This is a genomic window from Mycolicibacterium agri, assembly GCF_002553505.1.
Classification (GTDB): domain Bacteria; phylum Actinomycetota; class Actinomycetes; order Mycobacteriales; family Mycobacteriaceae; genus Mycobacterium; species Mycobacterium agri.
In genome coordinates this window covers 1-21,379 of record NZ_PDCP01000087.1, presented here as the reverse complement: position 1 = coordinate 21,379, position 21,379 = coordinate 1, and the positions used below count along the sequence as shown (strand labels likewise).

Annotated in this window: 22 protein-coding genes; 14 read left to right on the top strand and 8 right to left on the bottom strand. The window is 59.8% G+C overall.

Annotation, left to right across the window (positions count from 1 at the left end; genetic code table 11):
* The 5 genes from CQY20_RS28430 to CQY20_RS28405 form a co-directional block, all read right to left on the bottom strand.
* The coding region (locus CQY20_RS28430) for a replication-relaxation family protein (RefSeq protein ID WP_234816454.1) at positions 1–697 on the bottom strand (697 nt) is incomplete at its 3' end.
* Between the two features lie 11 nt (positions 698–708).
* On the bottom strand, positions 709–2,910 hold the full coding sequence (locus CQY20_RS28425) for a type IV secretory system conjugative DNA transfer family protein (RefSeq protein WP_097943844.1): 2,202 nt from the start codon (positions 2,908–2,910) through the stop codon (positions 709–711).
* A 406-nt stretch (positions 2,911–3,316) separates the two neighbouring features.
* Complete coding sequence (locus tag CQY20_RS28415; protein ID WP_097943841.1) at positions 3,317–3,523, bottom strand: hypothetical protein; 207 nt, start codon at positions 3,521–3,523, stop codon at positions 3,317–3,319.
* 832 nt (positions 3,524–4,355) lie between these two features.
* Entirely contained in the window at positions 4,356–5,441 is a 1,086-nt protein-coding gene (locus CQY20_RS34955; protein WP_097943839.1) for a hypothetical protein, read from the bottom strand.
* A 2-nt stretch (positions 5,442–5,443) separates the two neighbouring features.
* Positions 5,444–6,220, bottom strand: a complete 777-nt coding sequence (locus tag CQY20_RS28405) for a hypothetical protein (protein WP_133119152.1) — start codon at positions 6,218–6,220, stop codon at positions 5,444–5,446.
* Positions 6,221–6,453: 233 nt separating this feature from the next.
* Between CQY20_RS28405 and CQY20_RS35710 the strand changes: the two genes are divergently transcribed.
* From CQY20_RS35710 to CQY20_RS36140, 3 genes are all read left to right on the top strand, one after another.
* On the top strand, positions 6,454–7,551 hold the full coding sequence (locus CQY20_RS35710) for a hypothetical protein (RefSeq protein ID WP_234816453.1): 1,098 nt from the start codon (positions 6,454–6,456) through the stop codon (positions 7,549–7,551).
* Positions 7,552–7,698: 147 nt separating this feature from the next.
* A complete protein-coding gene (locus CQY20_RS28395) occupies positions 7,699–8,541 on the top strand; it encodes an inositol monophosphatase family protein (RefSeq protein WP_163700479.1) in 843 nt (280 codons plus the stop codon).
* 488 nt (positions 8,542–9,029) lie between these two features.
* Complete coding sequence (locus tag CQY20_RS36140; protein WP_337425807.1) at positions 9,030–9,899, top strand: SGNH/GDSL hydrolase family protein; 870 nt, start codon at positions 9,030–9,032, stop codon at positions 9,897–9,899.
* Positions 9,900–10,286: 387 nt separating this feature from the next.
* Here CQY20_RS36140 and CQY20_RS34950 read toward each other — a convergent pair whose 3' ends face one another.
* The gene (locus tag CQY20_RS34950; protein ID WP_163700168.1) at positions 10,287–10,613 is read right to left on the bottom strand and encodes a hypothetical protein; all 327 of its coding nucleotides are present in this window, start codon (positions 10,611–10,613) and stop codon (positions 10,287–10,289) included.
* Here CQY20_RS34950 and CQY20_RS34945 point away from each other — a divergent pair.
* The 9 genes from CQY20_RS34945 (at position 10,575) to CQY20_RS28345 (ending at position 17,360) form a co-directional block, all read left to right on the top strand.
* Positions 10,575–10,862 (top strand): acyltransferase, encoded by a 288-nt coding sequence (locus tag CQY20_RS34945; RefSeq protein WP_163701315.1) that lies wholly within the window; start codon positions 10,575–10,577, stop codon positions 10,860–10,862. The two genes, CQY20_RS34950 and CQY20_RS34945, sit on opposite strands and share 39 nt — an antisense overlap.
* A gap of 32 nt (positions 10,863–10,894) precedes the next feature.
* Entirely contained in the window at positions 10,895–11,746 is an 852-nt protein-coding gene (locus CQY20_RS36250) for an aminoglycoside phosphotransferase family protein (RefSeq protein ID WP_163700476.1), read from the top strand.
* Positions 11,743–13,047 (top strand): class I adenylate-forming enzyme family protein, encoded by a 1,305-nt coding sequence (locus CQY20_RS28375; protein WP_133119150.1) that lies wholly within the window; start codon positions 11,743–11,745, stop codon positions 13,045–13,047. The genes CQY20_RS36250 and CQY20_RS28375 overlap by 4 nt, the downstream gene beginning before the upstream one ends.
* The gene (locus tag CQY20_RS36245; RefSeq protein WP_097943827.1) at positions 13,044–13,622 is read left to right on the top strand and encodes a histidine phosphatase family protein; all 579 of its coding nucleotides are present in this window, start codon (positions 13,044–13,046) and stop codon (positions 13,620–13,622) included. Before CQY20_RS28375 ends, CQY20_RS36245 begins: the two co-directional genes overlap by 4 nt.
* A gap of 5 nt (positions 13,623–13,627) precedes the next feature.
* Positions 13,628–13,867: a hypothetical protein gene (locus tag CQY20_RS28365; RefSeq protein WP_097943825.1), complete on the top strand. Its 240-nt coding sequence runs from the start codon at positions 13,628–13,630 to the stop codon at positions 13,865–13,867.
* A gap of 296 nt (positions 13,868–14,163) precedes the next feature.
* Complete coding sequence (locus CQY20_RS28360; RefSeq protein WP_097943823.1) at positions 14,164–14,448, top strand: hypothetical protein; 285 nt, start codon at positions 14,164–14,166, stop codon at positions 14,446–14,448.
* Between the two features lie 9 nt (positions 14,449–14,457).
* Positions 14,458–16,143, top strand: a complete 1,686-nt coding sequence (locus CQY20_RS28355) for an alpha/beta hydrolase (RefSeq protein WP_097943821.1) — start codon at positions 14,458–14,460, stop codon at positions 16,141–16,143.
* Between the two features lie 5 nt (positions 16,144–16,148).
* Complete coding sequence (locus CQY20_RS28350) at positions 16,149–16,772, top strand: hypothetical protein (RefSeq protein WP_234816452.1); 624 nt, start codon at positions 16,149–16,151, stop codon at positions 16,770–16,772.
* A 21-nt stretch (positions 16,773–16,793) separates the two neighbouring features.
* Positions 16,794–17,360 (top strand): hypothetical protein, encoded by a 567-nt coding sequence (locus tag CQY20_RS28345; RefSeq protein ID WP_097943819.1) that lies wholly within the window; start codon positions 16,794–16,796, stop codon positions 17,358–17,360.
* A gap of 76 nt (positions 17,361–17,436) precedes the next feature.
* On the opposite strand, the gene CQY20_RS34595 is transcribed toward CQY20_RS28345, so the two are convergent.
* The gene (locus CQY20_RS34595) at positions 17,437–17,646 is read right to left on the bottom strand and encodes a hypothetical protein (RefSeq protein ID WP_133119149.1); all 210 of its coding nucleotides are present in this window, start codon (positions 17,644–17,646) and stop codon (positions 17,437–17,439) included.
* 458 nt (positions 17,647–18,104) lie between these two features.
* Between CQY20_RS34595 and CQY20_RS28340 the strand changes: the two genes are divergently transcribed.
* The gene (locus tag CQY20_RS28340) at positions 18,105–18,800 is read left to right on the top strand and encodes a heparin lyase I family protein (protein ID WP_163700471.1); all 696 of its coding nucleotides are present in this window, start codon (positions 18,105–18,107) and stop codon (positions 18,798–18,800) included.
* A 145-nt stretch (positions 18,801–18,945) separates the two neighbouring features.
* On the opposite strand, the gene CQY20_RS28335 is transcribed toward CQY20_RS28340, so the two are convergent.
* Positions 18,946–19,905, bottom strand: a complete 960-nt coding sequence (locus CQY20_RS28335; RefSeq protein ID WP_097943815.1) for a hypothetical protein — start codon at positions 19,903–19,905, stop codon at positions 18,946–18,948.
* A 343-nt stretch (positions 19,906–20,248) separates the two neighbouring features.
* Here CQY20_RS28335 and CQY20_RS28330 point away from each other — a divergent pair, with 343 nt between their 5' ends.
* Entirely contained in the window at positions 20,249–21,319 is a 1,071-nt protein-coding gene (locus CQY20_RS28330) for a hypothetical protein (RefSeq protein ID WP_133119148.1), read from the top strand.
* The last annotated feature ends 60 nt before the right edge of the window (positions 21,320–21,379 follow it).

Genomic DNA, 21,379 nt, shown 5'->3' with positions numbered 1-21,379 from the left:
CCAGGCGACTGTTCCTTCGGCATACCTGCATCCTCGTTTCCAAGGTCAGGAGCCTCCAGCATTTCCAGGGCGATTCAAGGCGAGCGCCACCAACTCCTGGGAATCTGCGCCACGATTTTGGCTCAACGGCACACTCAACGAGTTCAAGCTGCTCTTGCCGATCCGCGTGAACGAGTTGTGTATGAGTGCCTGCGACAGCCAGGCGGTGATTCACGAAGCGCTGTGACGGTTCTCGGAAGCCCTGCAGATCCTTACCTGATCGCCCATGGAGCAGTTGCTTGCCAACGATGTCGACGTAGTGCACCATGCCCGCTGACCCGCCGCGCACACCACCTATCCGCCGGTTGAGGGCACCAAGGAGCCGCAGCTTGCGCAGCCGCGCCAGCGCGCGCCGGGCGAGGCGCCCACCGGCTCCCGATGGATGTTCGGCGAAGTGGAGAGATTCGATTTGGCGAACAGTTAGGAACTGGTGCTCGTCAACGGATCGCAATATCGCCAGGTCGCGGTCGCTCAGCCGATCCCATAGCACTTCAATGTCGTGGCGCTGCGTCCGGTGTCTACTGACTCCTCGTGGAGGTGTGGTGCCCGTATGGGCACCATCATTCGGCGCGGCTATTGTGCCGTTTATTGAGGTCAGCGGGGGTTTGTTACTCAAGCGGATCGGACCACCGATTGGACCACCGTCGTGCGATTGCATGTCACGATTTCTCATTGCTGCCTCCGTCGGCGCTTCGGTGTCCCAAGGTCCTTCTGCGCACCCATTCCGCTTGCACCGTTCAGGAGTTCGGCGAAGCCGGCTTCGATCTCATCGAGCGGTTGGCCGTAGCGTTCGCGGCTGAGTCGCCGGATCTCGTCGGGGTCGCTAGTTTCGGGCGGTGGCGGGTTAGTGACGCCAGAGGCCCACGGTTGCACGGCGTTGTCCCGTACGAGGCTGGCGTAGACGTGATACGCAGGCAGCATGCCGAAGTCTTCGGCGGTGAGCACCGACTGCCCGGCTGCCATCTCTTTCGCATCGCCCGGCCGAAGTTGGAAACAGATGCGAGAGCGGGCGTTGTTTCGGAAGGCATCGAGCATCAGTTTTGGTAGCTGCGCGGCGAATTGGTGGGCTCCGTGGATGGCGCATCCGAGTGACCTGGCTTGGGCTAAGGCATCGCCCAAGTCCGTTGGCAGCCGCAGGTAATCCTGGATTTCATCTATGAACAGACTGACTGGCTTGCGGCTACTTTCCGATGTTCCGGCGCGTTCGCGGATCGCTTGCCACAGCTCCGCGACGACCAAGGCCCCGAGCAGCTGCGCACTCTCCGGACCCATCACACCTTTCTGCAGCGGCACCAGCAGCACCTTGTTCTGCGTCAGGACTTGGCGAATGTTGAACTTTGGTGAGCGTTGCGCCAGCACTGCGCGCAGTTGCTTGGTCAGGAGCGGGCGGAGCTTGTTACTCAGCGGCGCGACCGTTGTTGCGACAGCTTCAGGGGAGAGACTGTCGTACCACTGCCAGAACGGGCCGGCAGCGTAAGGGTCATCACGCATCGTGTGCTGTGTCAGCGAGCGACGGAAGCCCGGATTTGTCAGCAGCAGCGGCAGCATCACGAGTGAGGCGTCGTCGCGGCGCGCGAGCACATCGAGACTGTTGCGCAAGATGTCAGCACTGCGCGGACCGAGGCTGTCACCATAGATGGCCTTGAAAGTCCCGAACAGCGCATCGGCAACCACTTCCGGCTGACGGCCATGACGGTGGCGACTGTCGAGGGGGTTGATGCCGACGGGCGCCTCGTCGAACGGGTCGAGCAGCACGACGTCGTGCTTGCGGTGATCGGGGATACGGGCCAACACGTCCCGCACAAGGTCTTTTGGCTCGACAACAACGACGGGGCGGTTGGCCTCGAGATCCTGGACGATCAGATTGAGTAGCAGCGTCGACTTACCAAGACCTGTAGGTCCGAGAATCCACGTATGCCGAAGTGCGTCGGTCACGTTGTAGCCGATTGGGCCATCGGCCCCAGGTGCGTTGGCATTCGCGACTATTCGCTCACCGTTCTGCATTGCGTTCGTCGGCCGCACGGGCTTCGGGTGTTTTGGGGGCTGGCCGGGGAATGGTTCGTCACGATCTGAGATGGGCCAGGCCGTGAGGCGGGCTACTTCCGTGACGCTCAGAGGCTGCGATGGTGTGAACATCGACCACGTTGAGCGTGGTGCATTGAGGCGTCGGGGCTTCTCGGGCTTGAGCTTGAGATGCACGCCGGGGGCTTCGACGGTGCGGATCGCTGAAGCCAGGCCAAGCAGCAGGGTACGGCGCCGCTCAGCCGTGACCGCATGGACGCCGATCCGTACTGCTGCTCTAAAGCCGTACTGGCCGAGCTTGTGCGCGAGGGCTTGTCGCGCATCTGGCTGCTCCTCGGGCAAGACGCCGTGTAGGACCTTCGAGAGGATCGGCTGACCGGCACGGTTTGGCGTTGGTGGAGCGAGTCGCGGTTGCTGGCGCGGGCCGAGCACGATCTGGATCGCGAGGTGCTCGCCGCGGTCGACGGCCATGAGCGCGTGCAGGACCGAGCTGCTGGACGCCACGGGATCGGACGGCTCAAGCGGCCGGTTCGTCGTGGTGAGTTGCAGACGGCGGGCGGTACTGATGTCTTGCCGGTCATCGGGATCGAAGCGGGTCACGATGGAGCCGGTGACCAGCTGCTCGACCGCGCGGCGCACCTGTTGGGCATACCGGAGCGGAGTGCCGATCAAATACTCGACACCGCCGACATCCGCACGTGCCTCCAAAATGAATTGCGGCGCGTGGGCAAGAGCAGCCCAGAATTGCAGTAACCCAATGGCCTTGGCTTCGGGGAACGGCTGTAGCCAGAATGGTTGCAGCCACACCAGCGAGTCAGCGTCGAGAGGGAGGTCGAGCTCATCGGTCATGGTGGGCCTCCGTTCCTGATTCGCCCGGAGACTCGTCACGCAATGACTCGTCGGGTGTCTTACCGGTCCTGGCGGCCTTTGCCTCGGCTTCAGCTTCAGCTTCGCGCATTGCCATGGCGATGACGGCTCGGCTGAGCTTGCGCAAGTCTGGCGGCTCTCTGCGGACACTGCGAACGGTGATGTGCCGGTGTGCTTTTCGGCTGCCGCGCGAGCCTCGGCGGTAGTTGGGTCGTCCTGTTTTTGACATAGCTTCCCTCCCTTCGTGATTTGATTGGTATCTGAATCGCGTTGCCGTTGAAAAAGTTCAACGCTCGCGTATCTCCTACTATGCGTTGAAATATTTCAACGTTCAATCACTTTGGCGAATAACACAACATCGAAAGGAGCAGCGCCATCAGAGGTGAATTCACCACCGGTTGCACCATGTACGAATTACAACAATCGCGCCCACGATGAGCGCTCCGATTGCCAGCGCGCCAATGATGATGATCAGGGTTGGCAGCATGGATTCGATCAACGCGACCGCGCAGTAGAGCGCGATGACCGCCAAGAGGATTCCAAAACACCAGCCGATCATGCGGTCGATCCATCGCCCTGGATCCGGGCCTGTCATGTGCGATCGCCCACTCCCAGTGCATTCATGTCGCTAACCTCCTTTCTGCCAGCGGATTTCAAGTCTGGTGAGGCATCGCAGCTAGCTCTGCGTGTCCTTCCGCCGCGGTAATGAACAAGGCCCTCGAACATGGCACGGGCCGCCGCCCCGGGCGGTGAGGTCGGCATGATGCGACTGTGCGCGATTTCTGGACAACGCAGGAATAGCGCGGGCGGGTCCGCGGCGAGAACGACTGCGTGGACATAGCCGGGAAATGACACTAGCCGGTTCAATACGTCGTTCGGGCAATTGTCGGTCAGCAGGAAATCCGAGAAGACGACGAGCGCGGCAGCGACGGGTGTCCTGGCCGCCATTCGTTCAGCATGGGTCAGCGCCGGGTCGAGGTCGCTCGAGGTACAGCCCCGAGCTGCAGCCCGCAACCCAGCATGGAGCCGACGTAGCCCAGTTCTCGTCATCGGTTGGGGCGGAACATAACCGGCTGATGGCAGGTCAAATGGAAGCAGCGATACTCGCTCCCGCTTGCACCGGCATACGGCCGCCACATGGGCGATCGCGTGAGCGGCTTCCTCGTGGCGGCGCGACAACGGGTCGTTGCCACCTGGTGACGTGACACTTGGCGACCCGTCGAGGATCACAAACAGGTTCGTGCTGTGCGGTGGACACCAACCTGGGTCACCCAGACTGATTGACGTTCGGCCTTCCTCGACGACCGTCCACGACCGGTAACCACTGCGCGTACTGGGTGCCCCGAGCAGCCGTGGTTCGAGGAGTTCAGCAATGCGTAGCTCAGCACGTCGTGCCGGACAAGGTGCGCCTGGATGCTGCCCGTCGATCATGATGGTTTCCCTCGACGCGGCTTCAGGCCTGGCCGCGTTACCGGAGGTCCATGTCCGACCACGTCGGGACTCGCGAGGAGCGCCCGATACTTCATGGCGGCGATTCGGGCACTTGCAGCTCGGCCACGGTGGTCGTGCTCGGCAATGATGGAGCGTCCCTGCGCGGTAGCACTTTCGGCCTGTTTGATCGCCCGCGAACCGGCGAGGCGGCGGTGACGGCGATCGGCTCCGACATGCTTGCGATACGCCGATTCGATGACATCTGCCACCGCGTCGGCGTGGTACCAGCTGTTGATGAAGCTGGCCATAGCGATCGCAGCCGCAAGCGCGCCGAACGTCACGCCGGCCAGCGGCCCTTCGACCGCAGTGCGCAGGGCGAAGACCCCCACCGACACGAAGATTGCGACGAGCGTGGCGATCACCCATACCGCGCCGGTCAAGCGGCCGGTTGCGGTACCACCGTCAAACAAGTGCCGGTATTGGTCGAGTACTTTCGGCAAGTCGTCCAAGCGCCGCCGCCGGTTGGAGGCGTCTTGCCGATGCCGCAGCTCGGTGCCCGCCAGACCCGCCGTGATTGTGGCGGTACCGGCGGAAACCGCCTGCGTGACTGCCAACGCCGGATACTCGCCCAGGGCGATGGCCGCGCCGGTGAGCCCGGCGACGTCGCCGATCAGCAATCCACCGAGGCGAGCCATATACCCGACGGAGGACGTGCTCTTCCGGCGCACATAGACGCCCAGCAGGTCGCGGGTCTGCTCGTAGTGCGCACGGGCCTTGTCCGCTGCCTCCTTTGCACGATCGGCGGACTCCCTGGCCTGGCACTGGGCGTAGTCCAGAGCATGAGCAGTTGCCGCGAACCGACGCGCCGCCTGTTCACCTTCCGCTGCGTACAGGTGCTCCTGTTCGGCGCCCAGTTCCCGGTGTTCCAGTTCGAGGTACGTCTCACCGATGTTGTCTGGCCGTGGTGTGGCGGACGCTCTGTCGACGGGGATCAGGCGGGTGCCTTCAGCACCTGTGGTTACGCCGGGCGGGGATTGCGTCCCTGCGTGTACTGCGCGACTCAGCAGTGAGCGACTTCGCATGCTCACGCTCCCGCCGCATCGGTGACAACCCCGCAGTGGGCCTTCGTCCGCGTGCAGATCGCGACGTGGAACGCGCGCAGCGCATCAACGTAAGGCGTCGGCAACAGCTCGCCGTTGGCCTGTCTGCCGATCCCGATGAGACGGATGTCGCTGCCCGGCAACTCGGGAACGGTGAAACTGGACGCGAGCTCTTCGGCGCGCTCGGCCGTCAGCGACGGATCGTCGAGAGACTGCTGCGCGGTTTGGATGCCATCGGTCAGGACCGTCAGCTCGAGTTGGTAGCGGCCCCGAGCAAGAAACTGAGAACGGTACTCGGAAAAGAGGTTGAGCTGTCCAACGATGTCGGTGGCGCCGTCAGGAAGGTCGTCTGCGGCCCTGGTGAGTGACTCGTTGATCTGCTCGACAACCTCGTCGGTGACCTTCGTCGCCTTGCGCAGCCGCGCGTTCTTCGTTGCCCCCTGGAGATGGAGTTCACTGTCGTACACAGGCACGCCGAGCACCGACCCGGCGAACAACACCACCCGCAGATGACCGCCGCAGATCGCTGTGCGCTCTGCGACGCTTCGGATCACAGCTTGCTGGGCTGCCTTGGCGGTCGAGCCGCGCCGACTGCCCGATTCGTCACTCGCGATGAAAGACGCGACCTGTGCGCCATCCTCCGGACACGAGGCGGCGACCTGCTCGGCATGGGCAAGGCCTGCACCAGGATGGCTACCGCAGCCGGCAATCGACAACGCAAGGACAACGACGGCCGTGGTACAGGTACGGAAGTGCTGCACAGTGTCTCCTTCCTTCAGGCGGGCGAGCCCAGGCCCCTCGTCCTTCGCCTGCCAGTTCTTTCAGAGCGCACGAGGCTCGTTCGGCGGGGACGAGCACTGACGCTAGAGAGACCACCGCGCTCCATGCAGGCGGCAAAGTTGGGAGCCATGTGGGCGGTCAAGTTGGTCGCCAAGTTGGTCGATCAATCCGCTGCCTCTAGAAACCAGCCACGTACCCCGAGCATCATGGATGCATGGCGCCGCAAGTACTGGTGCCCAAGTCAGTGCTGCAGACCGCGCTTGAGGAGTACGGCCGGTCTGCCAAGGAGTGGTCTGTCCGAAAACTGCTCGCTTCCAAGGTTGGCGGCAGGGTTCTCGCAGCACTCGGCACCGACGATCAGCTCGCCGACCCGGACAAGTACCACGACCTCGCAGTACGCGTCGAAGCAACGGTGCGCTCGATCGTTGACTCGTTTGATCCGGTCGATCGCCGCATCGCGCAGGCGGCGCTCGCGACCAAAAAAGAGTTCTTCGGCGAGGAAGTTGAGCACCGTAAGCAATATGTCCGCGAACACGACGTCGGGTTCACCGACCACCAGTACAAGACGCAACGAGCGCGTGTGTTGGGTGAGCTTGCGGTGATGCTGGCAGACGCGATGAAGGGTGGAATCGAACCTCAATTGCGCGGCGATGCCGACACGGACAACGGCGCCGACCGATTGTCAACCATGACCGAAGAGCAGATGGCCACCACGCGAACAGTCGCACGACCCGGCTTCGGAAAGCCATTGCGCCAGCATCGTCTTGTGCTCACAGGCGCTGCCGCGGCCATGTTGGCGCTGTTGGTGATGGCCGGCGCTGTTGTCGCACTCAAGCGTGACAACGCAGCGCCTGATCCGTGGAACGGGATGACTGAAACCGAGCTGGAGCGGCGCTACGACGGAAAGTTGCCGTGGGGCGACGATGACCTCAGCAGGTGTGCAGATCCACCGGCTAGCGAAGCGGTCGTTTCAAACTCTCCACCTGTGGTGGTGCCGGACGGACGTGTGACGGGTGTGATTGAGCTACGGAAGTCACCGATTTGCCCATCGGCGGTCTGGGCCCGGGTGCTCTGGGATGGCAACGAGCAGACGAGGTATCAGATTCCGCCCGGGTGGACACTTCATTCCGTCATGCACAGACCAATTACGAAGACCGTCATCGATGAGCAAGACCATTCATCGGCCACGGAGGGCCCCTACATCGTCAGCCGCATGATCGCGTCCGCCAGGGGATGCGTCTACGCCGAGGTTTACTTCACGAACGGCGACGAAAGGACGACTCCAGTGCGAACATCGTGCGTTCAGGTGTAAGACCCGACACCCGCTCACGACGCTGGCAGTGTCAGTTTGGTAATGCGCAGCCCAGGACAATTCCCCAGTAATTGTGGTCACATAGATAGATCGACAGGGGTTCACGTTGAAACCGGGAGCATGGTGACTACTAACTATTGTCCTGAGGTGAAACTAGCGACGAAGCTAGCTCAGCAAATGGTTGAAATTGTAGATGATGAAGTCGCATCGTACAGAGACAGCGGCTTTGTTGAATCAAAAGACGAGAGAGACATTGTTACCTCGGCCGACCAAGCGATCGAGATGCGACTCCGAAGGGAGTTAAAAACAATTGATCCGTCGTCTCATATCCTAGGAGAGGAAGATGCGGAGCGGAGCCCTACGGCGCGATCGTTTAAGCGGCAATGGGTCATTGACCCCATTGATGGGACGATCAACTTTGCCCGGGACATCGATATATACACTTCCACAGCCTCGCTGATAGATAATGGCAAACCGACAATTGCCGTCGTATATCAGCCTTGGCCAAGAACTATCACCATAGCTGTAAGAGGTCACGGATGCTGGCGGTGGGATGGTGTAATTGGCGCGGAATGCAACTTGTCGGGAATCAAACTCACCACTCAAACTACGAGGTGGTCTAAGTCTCTACATGCGCTCATGCTAACGCCAAAGATCAGCGAGAACAGCCGGCTTGCCACACTCCGGCTAACAGAAATGCTGCTCAGCCAAACATTGGGTATCCGTGTTTTCGTTAGCCAGGCATACGAGTCCACCATGCTCGCATCAGGATCGATTGATGCTGTGTTAACCCTCTCTTCGTCGGACGAGTGGACGAAGGGCGCGTCGAGGCTGATATGTGAAGAAGCTGGCGGACTATTTGCGATCATTCAGCGCGAATCCGAGGGCGATGAGAATGAAGGATTTGGCCTGTTTGCTAGTACGCCCGTCTACAAGCGGATCGCCGGACTATTGAGGACCGTTGGTTATTCGGCACGGCTGGAGAAATAGCTTCTAATGCGAGTGAAAACTACCTACCAAATAGGCGTAAACAAAGCGAGAATCTGCTAATATCGTAGAAGCTTGCGCCGTAAAGCATCGAATTAAGCAATGACTACAGAAAAGATCCAATTCACAATTCTGACTCCACACGCAATCTCTGATAACCATGAACCGTCTGTTTCTAGCTTCAGGGACGGCGGAGTTGACGAGCGTCGCGGGGTTGCGCACGTTGAGGCCGGCCCGCGCCGGTCCTGCATGCTCTGGTTGTGCGACCGGCGATGGGACGACAGTATCGATGAGCCGAGCGACGGCCGTGCGGCCCGAAGATGCGGTTTTCCTCCGCGGAACTCTCCATCCCGGGCTAGACTTCGTGCGCGTGTTAGCTGCGAACGCGGATCCCCGCGCGTGATGCGTCTTTGTGAGTTCGGATTGGGTAGCTGTCCAGGCATAAGCGCCTTCCGACAGCGCAGACCTAACGACGCTTGTACGGGGCTACTGTGCGGTCCACACGTCCACCTCGGCCTCACCAAAATCGGCGCACCCTATGCCATGTGGCTGGAGGGCTGTGCGTGATCTCGCCCAGAGTGACTTCCCCTGTGTTCGCCTGGATTGGCTCATCGACCACAAAGCGGCGCGGGCCGAATCCTCCGAAGACCTTCGTGGACTATTTCGTTGAGGCGCTAGGCATTAGCCCTTCGGCCTCCACGTGCCCTTTCGTGGACGGGTCTTGGTCTGATTGTGCGCGACAATTGGATCGAAATACATGGTCCAGGTTGCGAGCAAGTCGCGAAATTGAAATATTGATTCGCGAAGAGCAGGTTGTTAGACGTTGTCGAGTCCCAGCTCAATCATTACAGCAGGTTATCCAGCAATCTAACGGCAAGGTGCTGGGTCTACATTGTATGAATGGCTACAACCAGACTCGGAGCTACAATTTAGCGTGCAGTGGGACGGCAACTGAAGATTGGCTCCGGAACTCGTTGCCATTTCAGATCCTGGCGGCGGTTAACCCGCACTATATTCTTATTCAGCTTGGTGGAAATGATTTGCGGGAGGGAATGTCCCCTTACGGTTACGGGCATAACATACGACGCATCGCCGCTCGGTGCAAAGTCGTTGCGCCAGGAGCTACTATTGTTCTCGTGGGCACCGCGATCAATGCCGATATTCGCCAGCTCGACCCCGACTGGCGGGACTATATGACTGAATTGTGCAAAATTGCAGTAGACAACGATGACATATATTACGCAGATCTTCGATCCGTGGACAGTACACCCGAAAATACCGCTGACGATGGCATTCACATGAATGAAAGAGCCGCGCGCTTACAGGGCCAGGCGCTTCTACAGTGCCTTAACCGCGGGTAGCGGCGAACCTACGTATGGAGTACTAAGTGTGGTTTCGGTCCGGAGATGGTAGCCATCGCCTTTGCTACCACTCAAATATGGGTGTACCGCTTGAGCATCGAGGCAACGAAATCATAGCGGTCACGAAACGTGAGGGTTCTGCGTCAATTAAATCTCTGTCCACCGCCCTGCAGTGTGAACCGGACCCTGCAATGCGGAAACTCATAGCCTTGTGTCTTGCTTCTCTCCACGCCGGCACAGGGGGGGACTTGCAGCAGGAAGAACTTGAGGCTGCGCTTCGCTGGAGCTTGAGGGACTAGATGTGAAATGATTGCTAAGTCGATTGCGCGATCGATCGTCTCGCGAACTAACCGCTATTCAGATGGCATGGGAACCCTTCGGGCGAGGCTATTGTTGGGAAGCGTTGGCCGGGGATGCCGCGTTGGTTGGGATGTTGAGTTCCGAAATCCAGCCGGAATTGTCCTCGGCGACTCCGTCGTTGTTAAAGGAAGATCGATATTCAACGGTCGTGCAAAAGGCAGTGGCCCGGGTATCAGGCTCGGCGATCAGACATACATAAAGGAATGGAACTATATCGACAGCTATGGTGGAGTCATTGATATAGCTGGCCCTTGTGCGATCGGGCAAGGATGTATTCTCGACGGAGAAGGCGGATTGGAAATCGAACCATACGTGATGATTGGCCAGAATGTCCGTCTTGTTGGTAGTGGACACAATTACGGATCCCTAGAATTGCCATACATACTGCAGGGTGGCACGGCGAAGGGCATACGCATCGGGCGGAATACTTGGATCGGGGGTGGATCGATAGTGCTCGATGGTGTCACTATCGGGAGGAACTGTATCGTCGGCGCTGGGTCAATCGTGGACACGTCAATTCCCGACAACACGATGCATGTGGATCGTAACCCGCGTGAATTTCGTGTTCGCCACTTTCGGCTTCCAGAGGGCTGGCCCAATTGAAGTTAAACCCATGCCTCGTTGAGGCCAACCGTGTGCTTGGCCTCAGCCTCGCATGGTCCGAAGTCGCGCGTGCAACGAATATTGTGTATATCGATCGATCGAAGACGTACGTATGTCGTGTACACCGTGCTGGTGGTCCCGACCTCGTTGAACCTGCGTATACAGTGCGTGCTGGGCGATATTTAGAGGAGCGGAGCTTTCCTTCCAACCGCCTTGTTTCCGGCATCGAGCAACCACTTCGGCGAGATCGCTACTCGGCGACCCTCTGGGAGTATGCGGAGAACGATGGCGTAAGGCCCCCATTAGGAAAGGTTGGCGTCCTACTGCACTCTTTGCATCATGCAGTCCCGCCCCGGACAGAATCCTTCCAGGCCAAGCGTTGGAACATTCCTGAGGTCGTTCAACATCGGCTCGGACTGCTTGAGCAGTTGCAGCCCGCTCGCGCTAGATACTGGCAACTGTTGCGCACTTGGCTCGATCGCTCGCTTGAGGGCTTGGATCCGACGACCGTCTACACGTCGCTGATTCACGGTGATTTCAAGAGGTCAAATGTGGCGTATTCCGGCGGACAGTGCACGCTTCTGGACCTCGACTCCACGTGCCTCGGCCCGCCTGGTTACGACCGGTGGCGAATCGAGATAGACATCCACTGCAAGCGCATTGGCCGGCGTGCAGCAGATGAGTTTGCTGACGGGTACAAATATGAGCTTCCAGCAAGGGCTGAGAGTGAATCATTCGCGAGGGTCGCTCGCCTCGGACACACTACGCTGTTCGAATTGCGACTCGCCGAAGGTGCGGACGTAAAGAGGCGATGCCATTCCTATGAGACATGGTGGCAGGGTGGTGCCGGCTTCGGTGAGATCCCCGGGTGGATTTCGCCATGATCGAACTTGAGTGGATCAAGGATCATCCCGGATCCTCTATCGCACTGGTCGAGGGAGATAGATCCATATCGTATGGCGAGCTCAGAGATTTGATTGCAGCAACTGCAGAGGTCGAAGAAGAACCTGTGCGATACCCGTTTGTGACTGGTTTTGGTATTGATGGGATTATCGCGTATCTCAGCTCCTTCGCGGCGGAGCGGCCGATTGCAGTCGGCCACGGAGAAAGCTTTCTAATAGATGAGCAAGCCCATTTTTCCAACCTATCCCCGGCAACGGCAGTTGTCATGTCTACATCCGGTACCACTGGTTTACCAAAGTTGGTGGAACTCAGTAGACAGAATCTTACAAGTAATTGCCGTACGATCGCCACCGTATTAGGTCTCGGCCCATCGGACCGAGCACTCGGTTTGCTACCGCTAGATCACTCGTTTGGTTTGAGCGTACTCAATTCTACGCTGGTCAGCGGAGGGACTTATTTGGTCTCGCCACGGCTACTCTCCGGTCGATCCATTGTTAATGCGGTTGAATCGCTACAGATAACGAATTTGCCTCTGGTGCCTACGCTGGCGTATTTGTTAAATCGGAAGTTACCGTCTGCGGCGGTGAACGGTCTCAATCTAGTGCAGATGGCAGGGGGTGGTGTTTCTCGCGATCTGATCACCGACCTGGGCGCGAAGCTGCCCATCGATACCAGGATCTTCGTCATGTACGGCCTCACAGAGGCAACCGCCCGCGTAAGCGCGTTCGATGCACGCAAGCGCCCTGACAAGATCGGGTCGGCCGGAGTTCCTCTACCCGGTGTGACTGTTCGCATCTCGAGAAGCGACATCGAAGAGTATCCCGAAGGCGTCGGAGAGATTGTTGTCGGCGGCGACGGTGTCGGGTTGAATGTTGCCGATAACAGGGGCGAACTCCATACTGGAGACATCGGATTCGTGGATTCCGAGGGGTTTCTTTACATCGTCGGGCGGAGCGGTCTATTCGCTAAAGTGGGTGGCACCAAGGTCTCGCTTTACGACCTAGAGATGCGTTTGACGAGTGCATCGATTGTCCGGGTTGCAGTTGCCTTTCCCCGTCAAGATGAGGTTTACGGTGAATCAATATGCGTGTTGATTGAGCTACATCGAGGAACGGAGCCTTCTTACGAGGCGGTCGCACAAATTCGCGAGTGCGTGGTCGATCTGGGCCTGCCGATCCTTTTCCGATTCGTTGAGGAGATTCCGACTACTCGAAGCAGGAAAGTGAGGCGCTTTGGGTTGGAGAGCGCATGGGAGAATGCAACTGAGGTTCCGGGCGATTGATTTCCATTACGGTTGTTAGGCACGGATCGACAGCCTGGTCAGATGCTGGTCGTCTCTGCGGATCGACAGATGTACCGCTTCTGCCAGAAGCAGAAGCTGGCTTGTTGAGGAAACGTGATGAGTTCATGAAGTTACTCGGTTCCGGAGCCGACTCTGTGAACGCATTTACAAGTCCAAGCGTTCGTTGCATATCAACCTCGAAGGCTCTAGGATTTCCAAACGCCCTAGTAGATCCACGGCTGAGAGAGCGCGGATTTGGTGAGCTTGAGGGTTTGACTCGCGCGGCAGCGGAACGAGACTTGGGTATTGTCGATATTTGGGCTTCAAGCCCGGTCGGCGGAGAGACGACTGCCGAAACTGCGCAGCGCGTTCGCGACTTTTGTGCATCGGTATCGCATCTTGACCACATTGCAATTTTTTCTCACGGAGTAGCGCTCCGGCTGATGGCTGCAATGCTCTGTTTCGGAGATTGGCGTCACGCGAAGAGTTTGATTCTTGACGTTGGTAGTGTTGGTAGAGCTCGAACTACCAGTAACGGCGTACTTGCGTTGAACTTGTGGAACAGGAGGTTATAGGTGTTATGTCGGCGAACGACGAATTGGTTAGCGTCTTCGATTCGGTAAATGCCGGGCTGTATAAGCAGGTGAAGGATGAATCAGCGCCGCTTGTGAACCAAATGTCAAGCATGCAATTCGTGCATTTGCTTGATGAGTTCGAAAATGCGTTTGAGACGGAGTTGGAGTCCCTAGGAGATACGGAGTCGCTTCGGGCGCTGACGCTGCAGGATCTTCGTCAGATTGCTGCCGATTGTCGGGAGTGAACTGGCTCCAGATCGGGTCGTCTCTGCTCGTAACTGGCGGATGGCCAACGGGCTGGTGACGTCGCCGCAACGCCACCCGACGGACGGACAAGACTCGGGACGCGTAGCTGCGCCCGCATTGCTGGCGCATTGCTGCAGGTCATGCACGTTGGCGAAGCGCCGCAGGGCATTGCGCAGCAGATTTGGTGCGTTGAGGTGATTCGCGGGCCCAGTATTCTGGGCTGGCGATTGTTTGCTCGGCGCGTGAGGAGGGGTCTGTGCCGAAGGCGGTTCGGGTTGATCCGGGGGACCTACTGGTGTCTGCATCAACGGTCGACGCGCACGCCGACATGATGCGTGCAGCGCATGTAGCTGCGGACGGCAAGACAGAAGCCGCGCAGGTCGGTGTGCCAACACGGTCTGTCGTTGCACTGACCGCCGCTGTCACCAAGTGGCAGGCAGACTCGACCGCGCTATTCACCCGCTTGAGCGAACACGCGGGGGCACTGCGTGAAGGCGCGGTCGCCTATGACCAGACCGACGAACACAGCGCGACCGCAATCGACGCTGCTGGCGACGACATCATCAACCTCGGGCTCTGACCTCCTCCCGTGACGGTTTCGGTTGCCGATATTCATCGGTGGGATGCGGGCGATGTGCGTGAGGTCTTCCACGCCACGCGCAGCCGTGCTGAAGCCGCTTTCGAAGCCGCCGACGGAATAGCCGAGCTACCGGCGTTTGGCGACTGGGGTGGTGATGCGGCCGAAGCTGCGAAGGAAGCGAATGGCCAGATACGCAAGGATCTGGACGCTCACGGGAATGAGGCGCTGGCGGTGGCCCAGGCGGCTAATGCTGCTGCCGATCGCATCCAGCAGGTCAAGAATGACTTGGTTCAGCTGGAGGCTGATGTCGCAGGCGCCGGCTTCGAGATAGATCCTGCGAGCAATACGGTCATGCCGGGGCCGGCGCTCGAAGGCAACATGGTCGACATGCTTGCGAAGGAAGCCGAGCGGGAAGCGCTGCAGGCACGGCTGAATGCCATTCTCGCAGAGGCAGTTTCGGCCGACGAGGAGCTGGCGCAGGCGATCAAGATGGCGACCGGTGCTGAACCGATACCGGAGACGCCGCACACGAATGACCCTGTGCTGCAGGATATCCTGTCCAAGCCGCTGCCCGAGGACCCCCAACAGTTCAACGACATCTGGGACAAGCTGAACGACGAGCAAAAGGAGTGGCTCTACCAGCAGGACCATTCCATCGGTAACCATCCAGGTATGCCGTTCGTGGATAAGGACCGGTTCAACCAGCGACACCTGGCGGAACTGACTCAATCCACGCAGGCCGAAATCGATCGACTTGCCCGCGAACATCCTGAATGGGCTGCCACAGGCAGACCCAACACGCCAAATCCCAGTCCACCCGGCTATCGGGAATGGAAACAGAAGTGGGATACGGCCCACCACGAGCTTGACGGCTACAACTCCGTTAACGCCGAGGTGCAAAAGTTTGTCGACAAGGATGGCGACGGGGTAAACGACCTTCCCCGTTTCCTCGCGCACATTGACGACCAGGGCCATGCGGCGGTCTCCATCAACAATCCCGACGAAGCCAAACGCACCGCAACGTTTGTCCCCGGCACCGGTCAAGACCTTGCCCGGTTCGAGTTCAGCGCGGAGAAGTCAGAGGATATGTATTGGGCGGCAAGAGAAGCTGACCGGAGCCTCCGTCCGGGCGATGTGTCAGTGACCACCTGGATGGGGTATGACCGGCCGATGAACGTCATCACGGATGCTCCGTCCACCAGTTACGCGCACAACGGGGCTGGCGCACTCTCGGACTTCCAAGCGGGCCTGCGAGCGTCACACGACGATCTTGCCGCCGCTGGGCCTTCGGTGAACACGGTCATAGGCCATAGCTACGGCTCCACTCTGGTCGGCGCAGCGGGGCTGGATGGCCACCACCTCGACGCCAACAACGTTGTCGCCGTGGGCAGCCCAGGCATCCTCGCCAACCACGCCAGCGACCTCAGCCTGCCCGCCGGGGCTGAGGTTTTCGCCAGCCGCGCGGAAAACGACATCATCGGCATCGCCACCTACGCGACCCTTGGTCCTGACCCGATGGCCGCGGGATTCGGCGGCATCCCATTCGAGGCCGCCCCGGGACCAACCGGGCCGTTCGGTCTACCCTCGATCGATGCGCATAGCAGTTACTGGGATGCGGGCAATCCTGCGCTTGCCAACATGGGCCGAATCATTGCCGGGAGATCAGATGTCACCCCACCGACGTTTACACCATGACCACGATGACTAATCCGCAGCTCCCTGCCGTCGTCGCCGCTGTGGCGGCGTTGATTGTCGCGTGTTCAGCGGGCCAGCCCGCTGAACCGCCCGGCACGAACATCCCATCCGGCGCCACCCCTATACCAGGAGGCCCCATGGAACCCACCCCTGTAGCACCGTCGCCGAAGGTTCCCGGCAGCCAGCAAGAAGCGCAGGACACAGTGCTGCAATACCTGCAGCGAACGGTCGACGGGTTACCGCCTGGCACCGTTCTGGACAGCACCGACACCCGCGGCGGTGGCAACCTCTCCTGCGACGACAACTATGCCGGCCCCGGCGCGGGGCCCTCCGCGTTCTCCGTGTGGACGCATGTCGTGCCGCCAGCAGAGGTCAAGCCGTTGGATTTGGTCGCCCTCGCTGGCGACCTCTGGCGCAGCTGGGGCCTCGAAGTGATGGAGCGCAATGGCTTCGAAAAGCCCAACCGGTTCGGGTATCCCGCCGACGGGTATCGCGTGCAAATCGAGGCGGCATACCCACCGGACTACCCCCCAAGGCTCACAGTGACCTCACCATGCTTTCCCGGCGAGCTGCGCCAAGACGGGCTGCCGTTTCCGGAACTGATTCACCAGAGCCCGCCTGTGGGCTAGCGTCGTGAAACACTTTTGTGAATGACGCTCGACGACGCTGCCGCGTGGGCGAACATCCTCGCGCTTCCCCTGGCCGTCGTGGGAGCCTTCGCTGCTGTGGCAGCTCTCGGCCGTCAGCGTGACCTTCGTCAGAGATTGCGGGTGGTCCTGGATCAAGTCTTCAAGGCGTGCGATGAGTACCAGGTCGGCAACGATGACTACCTGACCGAGGACTTTCTTCGCACGTCTGCTGAGAAATTGAGATTGCTGACCTTCCGCGACGGTCTGAAGTCGCCGAACGAGAACCACATCGGTCAGCTACGAGACATCCTCCTAGACATTGCCGGTCGGTTTGATCTCCCGAGTCATCTTCCGACACAGAAGGTTTCCCGACAACAGCGAGAGCAGTGGGTGGAAGGCAACAAGCAGGCGCTAGCCAACGAGGTTGAACAGGCTAAGCGTCGATCCGTGACCTACCTCCGTGCTGTCAATCGGATGGACGATTTCAACTACCTGATTTACTTGCGGTTCAAACGTTTTGGCACAACCCGCAAGACGTTCGGCGAGGCCCCTTCGGATTTCCATACGTGGACCGGCCCGGTCGAGTAAGCGCGTGCATTGTCAAGTTCTGGCGGCGGTCGCTAGCGCGGCTGTAGCCAGCTCGTGCAGCATCGCGCACGCGGGTTCAGGCCTTCTTGCGCCGCCGAATCAGAATTGATGCGACAACCACAACGACAATTGCCGCTGCGAGTGGTACCAGAATAGTAAAGAATCCGCCGTCGATAATCGCTGGAAATAATCCCGTGTTCGGCGCGCCAACCTGGCCGGCACAGGTGCCGTATCCGCCTGCCCCGTAGGTACTTTCGGTGCTGTCTGTGCAGTTGTAGCTTGCCATTTGCTTAAAATTCCTATTGCACAAAATAGCATAAACGTATTACTATGGAAAGCGTTAATAAATGTAGTGGCAGTTTATGGCAATAAAAACACAAATCAACGCGATTCTCGCTAAAAAGATGGATCGGCAGGAATTTTCTCAAACATGTCGCTATCGGCATGGTTGCTCTGAGTGGTGCCGGTGCAGCGCTGAGACTGCTCTCATCCAAACAACAGCAGCAAAGTAGAGCGAGTGGCTACGGCAGCTCGCCATACGGCGGCGTCAAGAAGTCCCGCGGTTCGGGAGGCCTATCGTAGTGGCCCGTCTCCCCATTGTTAACGGAGACGATGGCACATGGGGCGACATCCTCAATGACTACTTGCTGCAGGCGCACAAGAGCGATGGATTACTGAAGGACAATGCAGTCACATCGAGTGCGCTGGCACCGAATAGCGTTACGAACGCTGCCATTGCGAGCGATGCGGCAGGACCGCCTGATGTTCCGCACCGGTAGGAGGTCAGCCCTGACCATGCCCCATCCCGACGTGTTTCGGTTTGAGTTGCGGTCCAACGACTTCGGATGGTGGGCCGACTCAGAAGACAAGAAGCGACGTAGCGAGATCATCACCGCCAACAACACCACCGTAGGGGCGGGCGACGGCGATACAATCTGGACGGCCTTCTGTGTCGTTCTCGGCGACCACCCCGGCCTCCTTAATAGTCAGGGCGGTGTGGCGTTTCCGTTCGGGTTCATCACTCAATGGCACAGCGTCGACACCACAGTCGGGCGCGGCCCGGTGTTGGCGGTGAACGTCTCCAACAACGCGTTGAAGATCCAAACTCGCTCCGACACAGGCGGGCCGAGCGTGGTGAACCAGCACTACTCGGGGGCAGTACCCGCCAAGGGCGACAAGACCTACATCGTCATGCAAGCGACGTTCGGCGAAGTGGGCCACCTAAATGCTTGGATAAACGGCAGCCAACTCGTCAACGCGGACACCCCGATCGGCTATTACAATGATCCCCACGCCATCCTCGGGTACCCACATTGGGGGTTGTACGCGATCAACCAGCCCACCACCGACATCGTCTATATCGCCAACCCCGAGTGGGGAACAACCGACCTGTCGGCACGAATCAGCTCGCCGCTGCCAGTGCCGGATCTGACGTGGTGACTTGGATTTCGTTACCGCGACTCTTTCGGCCACAGCTCCCAACGATTCGCCCGTCCTCGCCGCACTTCTGCATCGGGATATTGCTTCTGTAGCTCCAGCAGGCGCTGTGTCACCTCAGCAATCGGTAACCCCGAAGGTATGACGGCTAGCGGTTGAGGCTTTGGGGTTGGCGGCACTGCTGGTTTCTGCGCGTCGCGGGCTGCGCTCTCGCTAACATCTCGCGTGCCTGCCGCAGTCTGGCGCCCCATCCTGGCCATGCCGGACAAGGCCCGTCGAATGGCGGTGTCCGCCACCCGTGCTTCGCGATCGGCGTCGGGCAGTCGCTGCACATGTCGTCCGCAGACAGCGGGGGTACGGCAAGAAGTTCGTCAAGCCGGCGGCGCTTCAAGTCGGCCTTGATGCGGTCCTTTCGCTCTGCACTCGTCGCGAGTTCGGGTATCTCCACCCGGAGCTGCTTCACCGTCTGCTCGCGGTCGAGGCGGTAGTAGAACAGCATGTATTCGCGCCGGTCCTTCGGCAGCCAGCCGTTCTGGTCGACCACTGTCTCGGGATCGCCCACGAAGAGGGCCAAGCGCTCGATCTCCAAGCGGCGTCGCTCGATGGACTCCTCCAGCGCCGCGATCTCCTCCTGGCGGCGTGCCGGGTCCATTCCCGGGGACCGTGATCCGTCCAGGTATCCCGCTAGTTCTGACACCTCATGCTCCAGTCGAGATTGGTGCTCAAACAGCGCCAGTCGCGCACTCGCTCGCTCTTCGTCGTAAAGGGCCTTGCGGGCGTCCCGCTCTTTCTTGAGATTGGCGACCGCTCGTTCGCGTTGCCGGTCCTGTCTGGCCCAGCGGGCTTCGAGCTGCCGGGTTGTCAGCATCCGGTGCCCCGGTTCGGCTCTTCTCCACTGATCCATCACGTGCATGGCTTGCTCAAGCTCGGCTTGCCGCTCGTCCAGCACCCACGGATTCCAGCGGCTGTCGCGATGCACGTCGATGAACAGCATCCGAGCGGTGATGAACTCTTCAGCCGTGGCGGTGGCCCCGCGTCTCGGCTTCCAGAGCATGCCGTCGTGCTCGATAACGCCGTCAGGCAGTGTGGACTCAGCCGCGCGTCCCATGGCTTGCGCCTCTCGTCGGTGTCCGTCCGCTTCGTGTCACGATTCTGGACCGTGGCGAGCGCGTCCGCACGCCGAGTGATCGAATACTTCAGTGCCGCTTGATGCTCCGCTCAACCAGCGCCAACTCGAGGTTCTGAGCTGGATTAACGACGGTTGCCCCGATGGACGATGGACTGATTTTTCGTTCAAGAAGTCTGCGGGTGTACTCGCCTGGCGCCGCCTGGTGACCGTGTCCAAACGCGGAGGCGTATGGAGCGCGGCGATACTTCCAGCCGGAGTTCACTACCTGGCCCACACCAAGTACCCGCCCGGGCACTGGGATAAGCGCCGCCGAGGTGAGCCTGTGGATCTTGACACCGCCGCTCGTACGCAGATGGTTGCGCCGGGAAAGCCTGTCGTGGGGGAGAGTCCGACGACGAGGCGACCAGCGAAGAAACCTCCCACAAATGAGTTAACACCGACGCGAAAGTTGTTGAAAGACATCACTGATGCTGGCGGGATCCTGGAAATCGACACCCAGGACGACAAGACGAGCTACCGCAGCCTGGTCGGGATTATCAACCGGCGAAGGATGGCGCCTGATGGTCAAGAGGTGATCATGCTGAACGGAGCGCATTACCGCCACGTGATCTTCCGGCTGTCTTCCGTCTCCGATTGGAAGACGCAATCGCCGACCGAAACGATGGCTGCTGAGCGGATCGGGCGATGGCATCCGGCGGTGGCGACTCTGCGATCCGAGAAGCGGCTCGATTCCATCGAAAAGTCGTTGCGCGACAGAGCATTCAGGCTACTTCATGCGCTCGCGCGTGAAGCCGAAGCCCGCAGGCATTCCGTGCGTCTGCCGAAGCGAAATATGCACGGGTACGTCGATGACGCCAGCAGGCTAACCGGCAAATTGATCTTCAAAGTTGCGGATATCGAGTGCTCGGTGGACGTCTGGCAGCCACAGGACCGGGTGCCTCATACGCCAACGCGTGAAGAGTTGGAACGCCAGAAGAAGAACTCCTGGGACCGGCCGCCGAGATATGACTACGTACGAGCCGAACGGTTGAGCATACGGCTGGAAACCAGCAGCAGGTACGCAGACAAGATTGTGTGGTCTGACACGAAGACGCTGCGGTTGGAGTCGCGGTTGCCCGATGTGATGACAACCTTCGAGCGCTGGGCGGTCATCGACACCGAGCGCAAGGAAGCCGAGCGGCGTGCGGCGATTGAAGCGCACAAACGGCGCGAGCGCCAGGACGAACTCTCCCGCGAGGCGTACGTCCAGCATGCGCTGGGCGAACGGTTGACTGCCGACCTCAAGGATTGGGAGCTGGTCGCCCGGTTGCGCCACTACCTCGCCGACATGGCCGACCGCGTCGGGCACATCACCGATGAAGAGGAACGGGCCGCAGTGGCTGTGACAGGTTGATTTGGCCCCGGTAGGACGGTCTGTTTTGGCCCCGTCCGCCCGACTCGCCGGTGCGGTTGT

Excerpts from the sequence above, each read along its gene's own strand:
- CQY20_RS28425 (WP_097943844.1), bottom strand. The coding sequence starts at position 2,910 with ATGACCGATGAGCTCGACCTCCCTCTCGACGCTGACTCGCTGGTGTGG.
- CQY20_RS28415 (WP_097943841.1), bottom strand. The coding sequence starts at position 3,523 with ATGACAGGCCCGGATCCAGGGCGATGGATCGACCGCATGATCGGCTGG.
- CQY20_RS34955 (WP_097943839.1), bottom strand. The coding sequence starts at position 5,441 with ATGCGAAGTCGCTCACTGCTGAGTCGCGCAGTACACGCAGGGACGCAA.
- CQY20_RS35710 (WP_234816453.1), top strand. The coding sequence starts at position 6,454 with ATGGCGCCGCAAGTACTGGTGCCCAAGTCAGTGCTGCAGACCGCGCTT.
- CQY20_RS34945 (WP_163701315.1), top strand. The coding sequence starts at position 10,575 with ATGATTGGCCAGAATGTCCGTCTTGTTGGTAGTGGACACAATTACGGA.
- CQY20_RS28375 (WP_133119150.1), top strand. The coding sequence starts at position 11,743 with ATGATCGAACTTGAGTGGATCAAGGATCATCCCGGATCCTCTATCGCA.
- CQY20_RS28365 (WP_097943825.1), top strand. The coding sequence starts at position 13,628 with ATGTCGGCGAACGACGAATTGGTTAGCGTCTTCGATTCGGTAAATGCC.
- CQY20_RS28350 (WP_234816452.1), top strand. The coding sequence starts at position 16,149 with ATGACTAATCCGCAGCTCCCTGCCGTCGTCGCCGCTGTGGCGGCGTTG.
- CQY20_RS28345 (WP_097943819.1), top strand. The coding sequence starts at position 16,794 with ATGACGCTCGACGACGCTGCCGCGTGGGCGAACATCCTCGCGCTTCCC.
- CQY20_RS34595 (WP_133119149.1), bottom strand. The coding sequence starts at position 17,646 with ATGGCAAGCTACAACTGCACAGACAGCACCGAAAGTACCTACGGGGCA.
- CQY20_RS28340 (WP_163700471.1), top strand. The coding sequence starts at position 18,105 with ATGCGGCAGGACCGCCTGATGTTCCGCACCGGTAGGAGGTCAGCCCTG.
- CQY20_RS28335 (WP_097943815.1), bottom strand. The coding sequence starts at position 19,905 with ATGGGACGCGCGGCTGAGTCCACACTGCCTGACGGCGTTATCGAGCAC.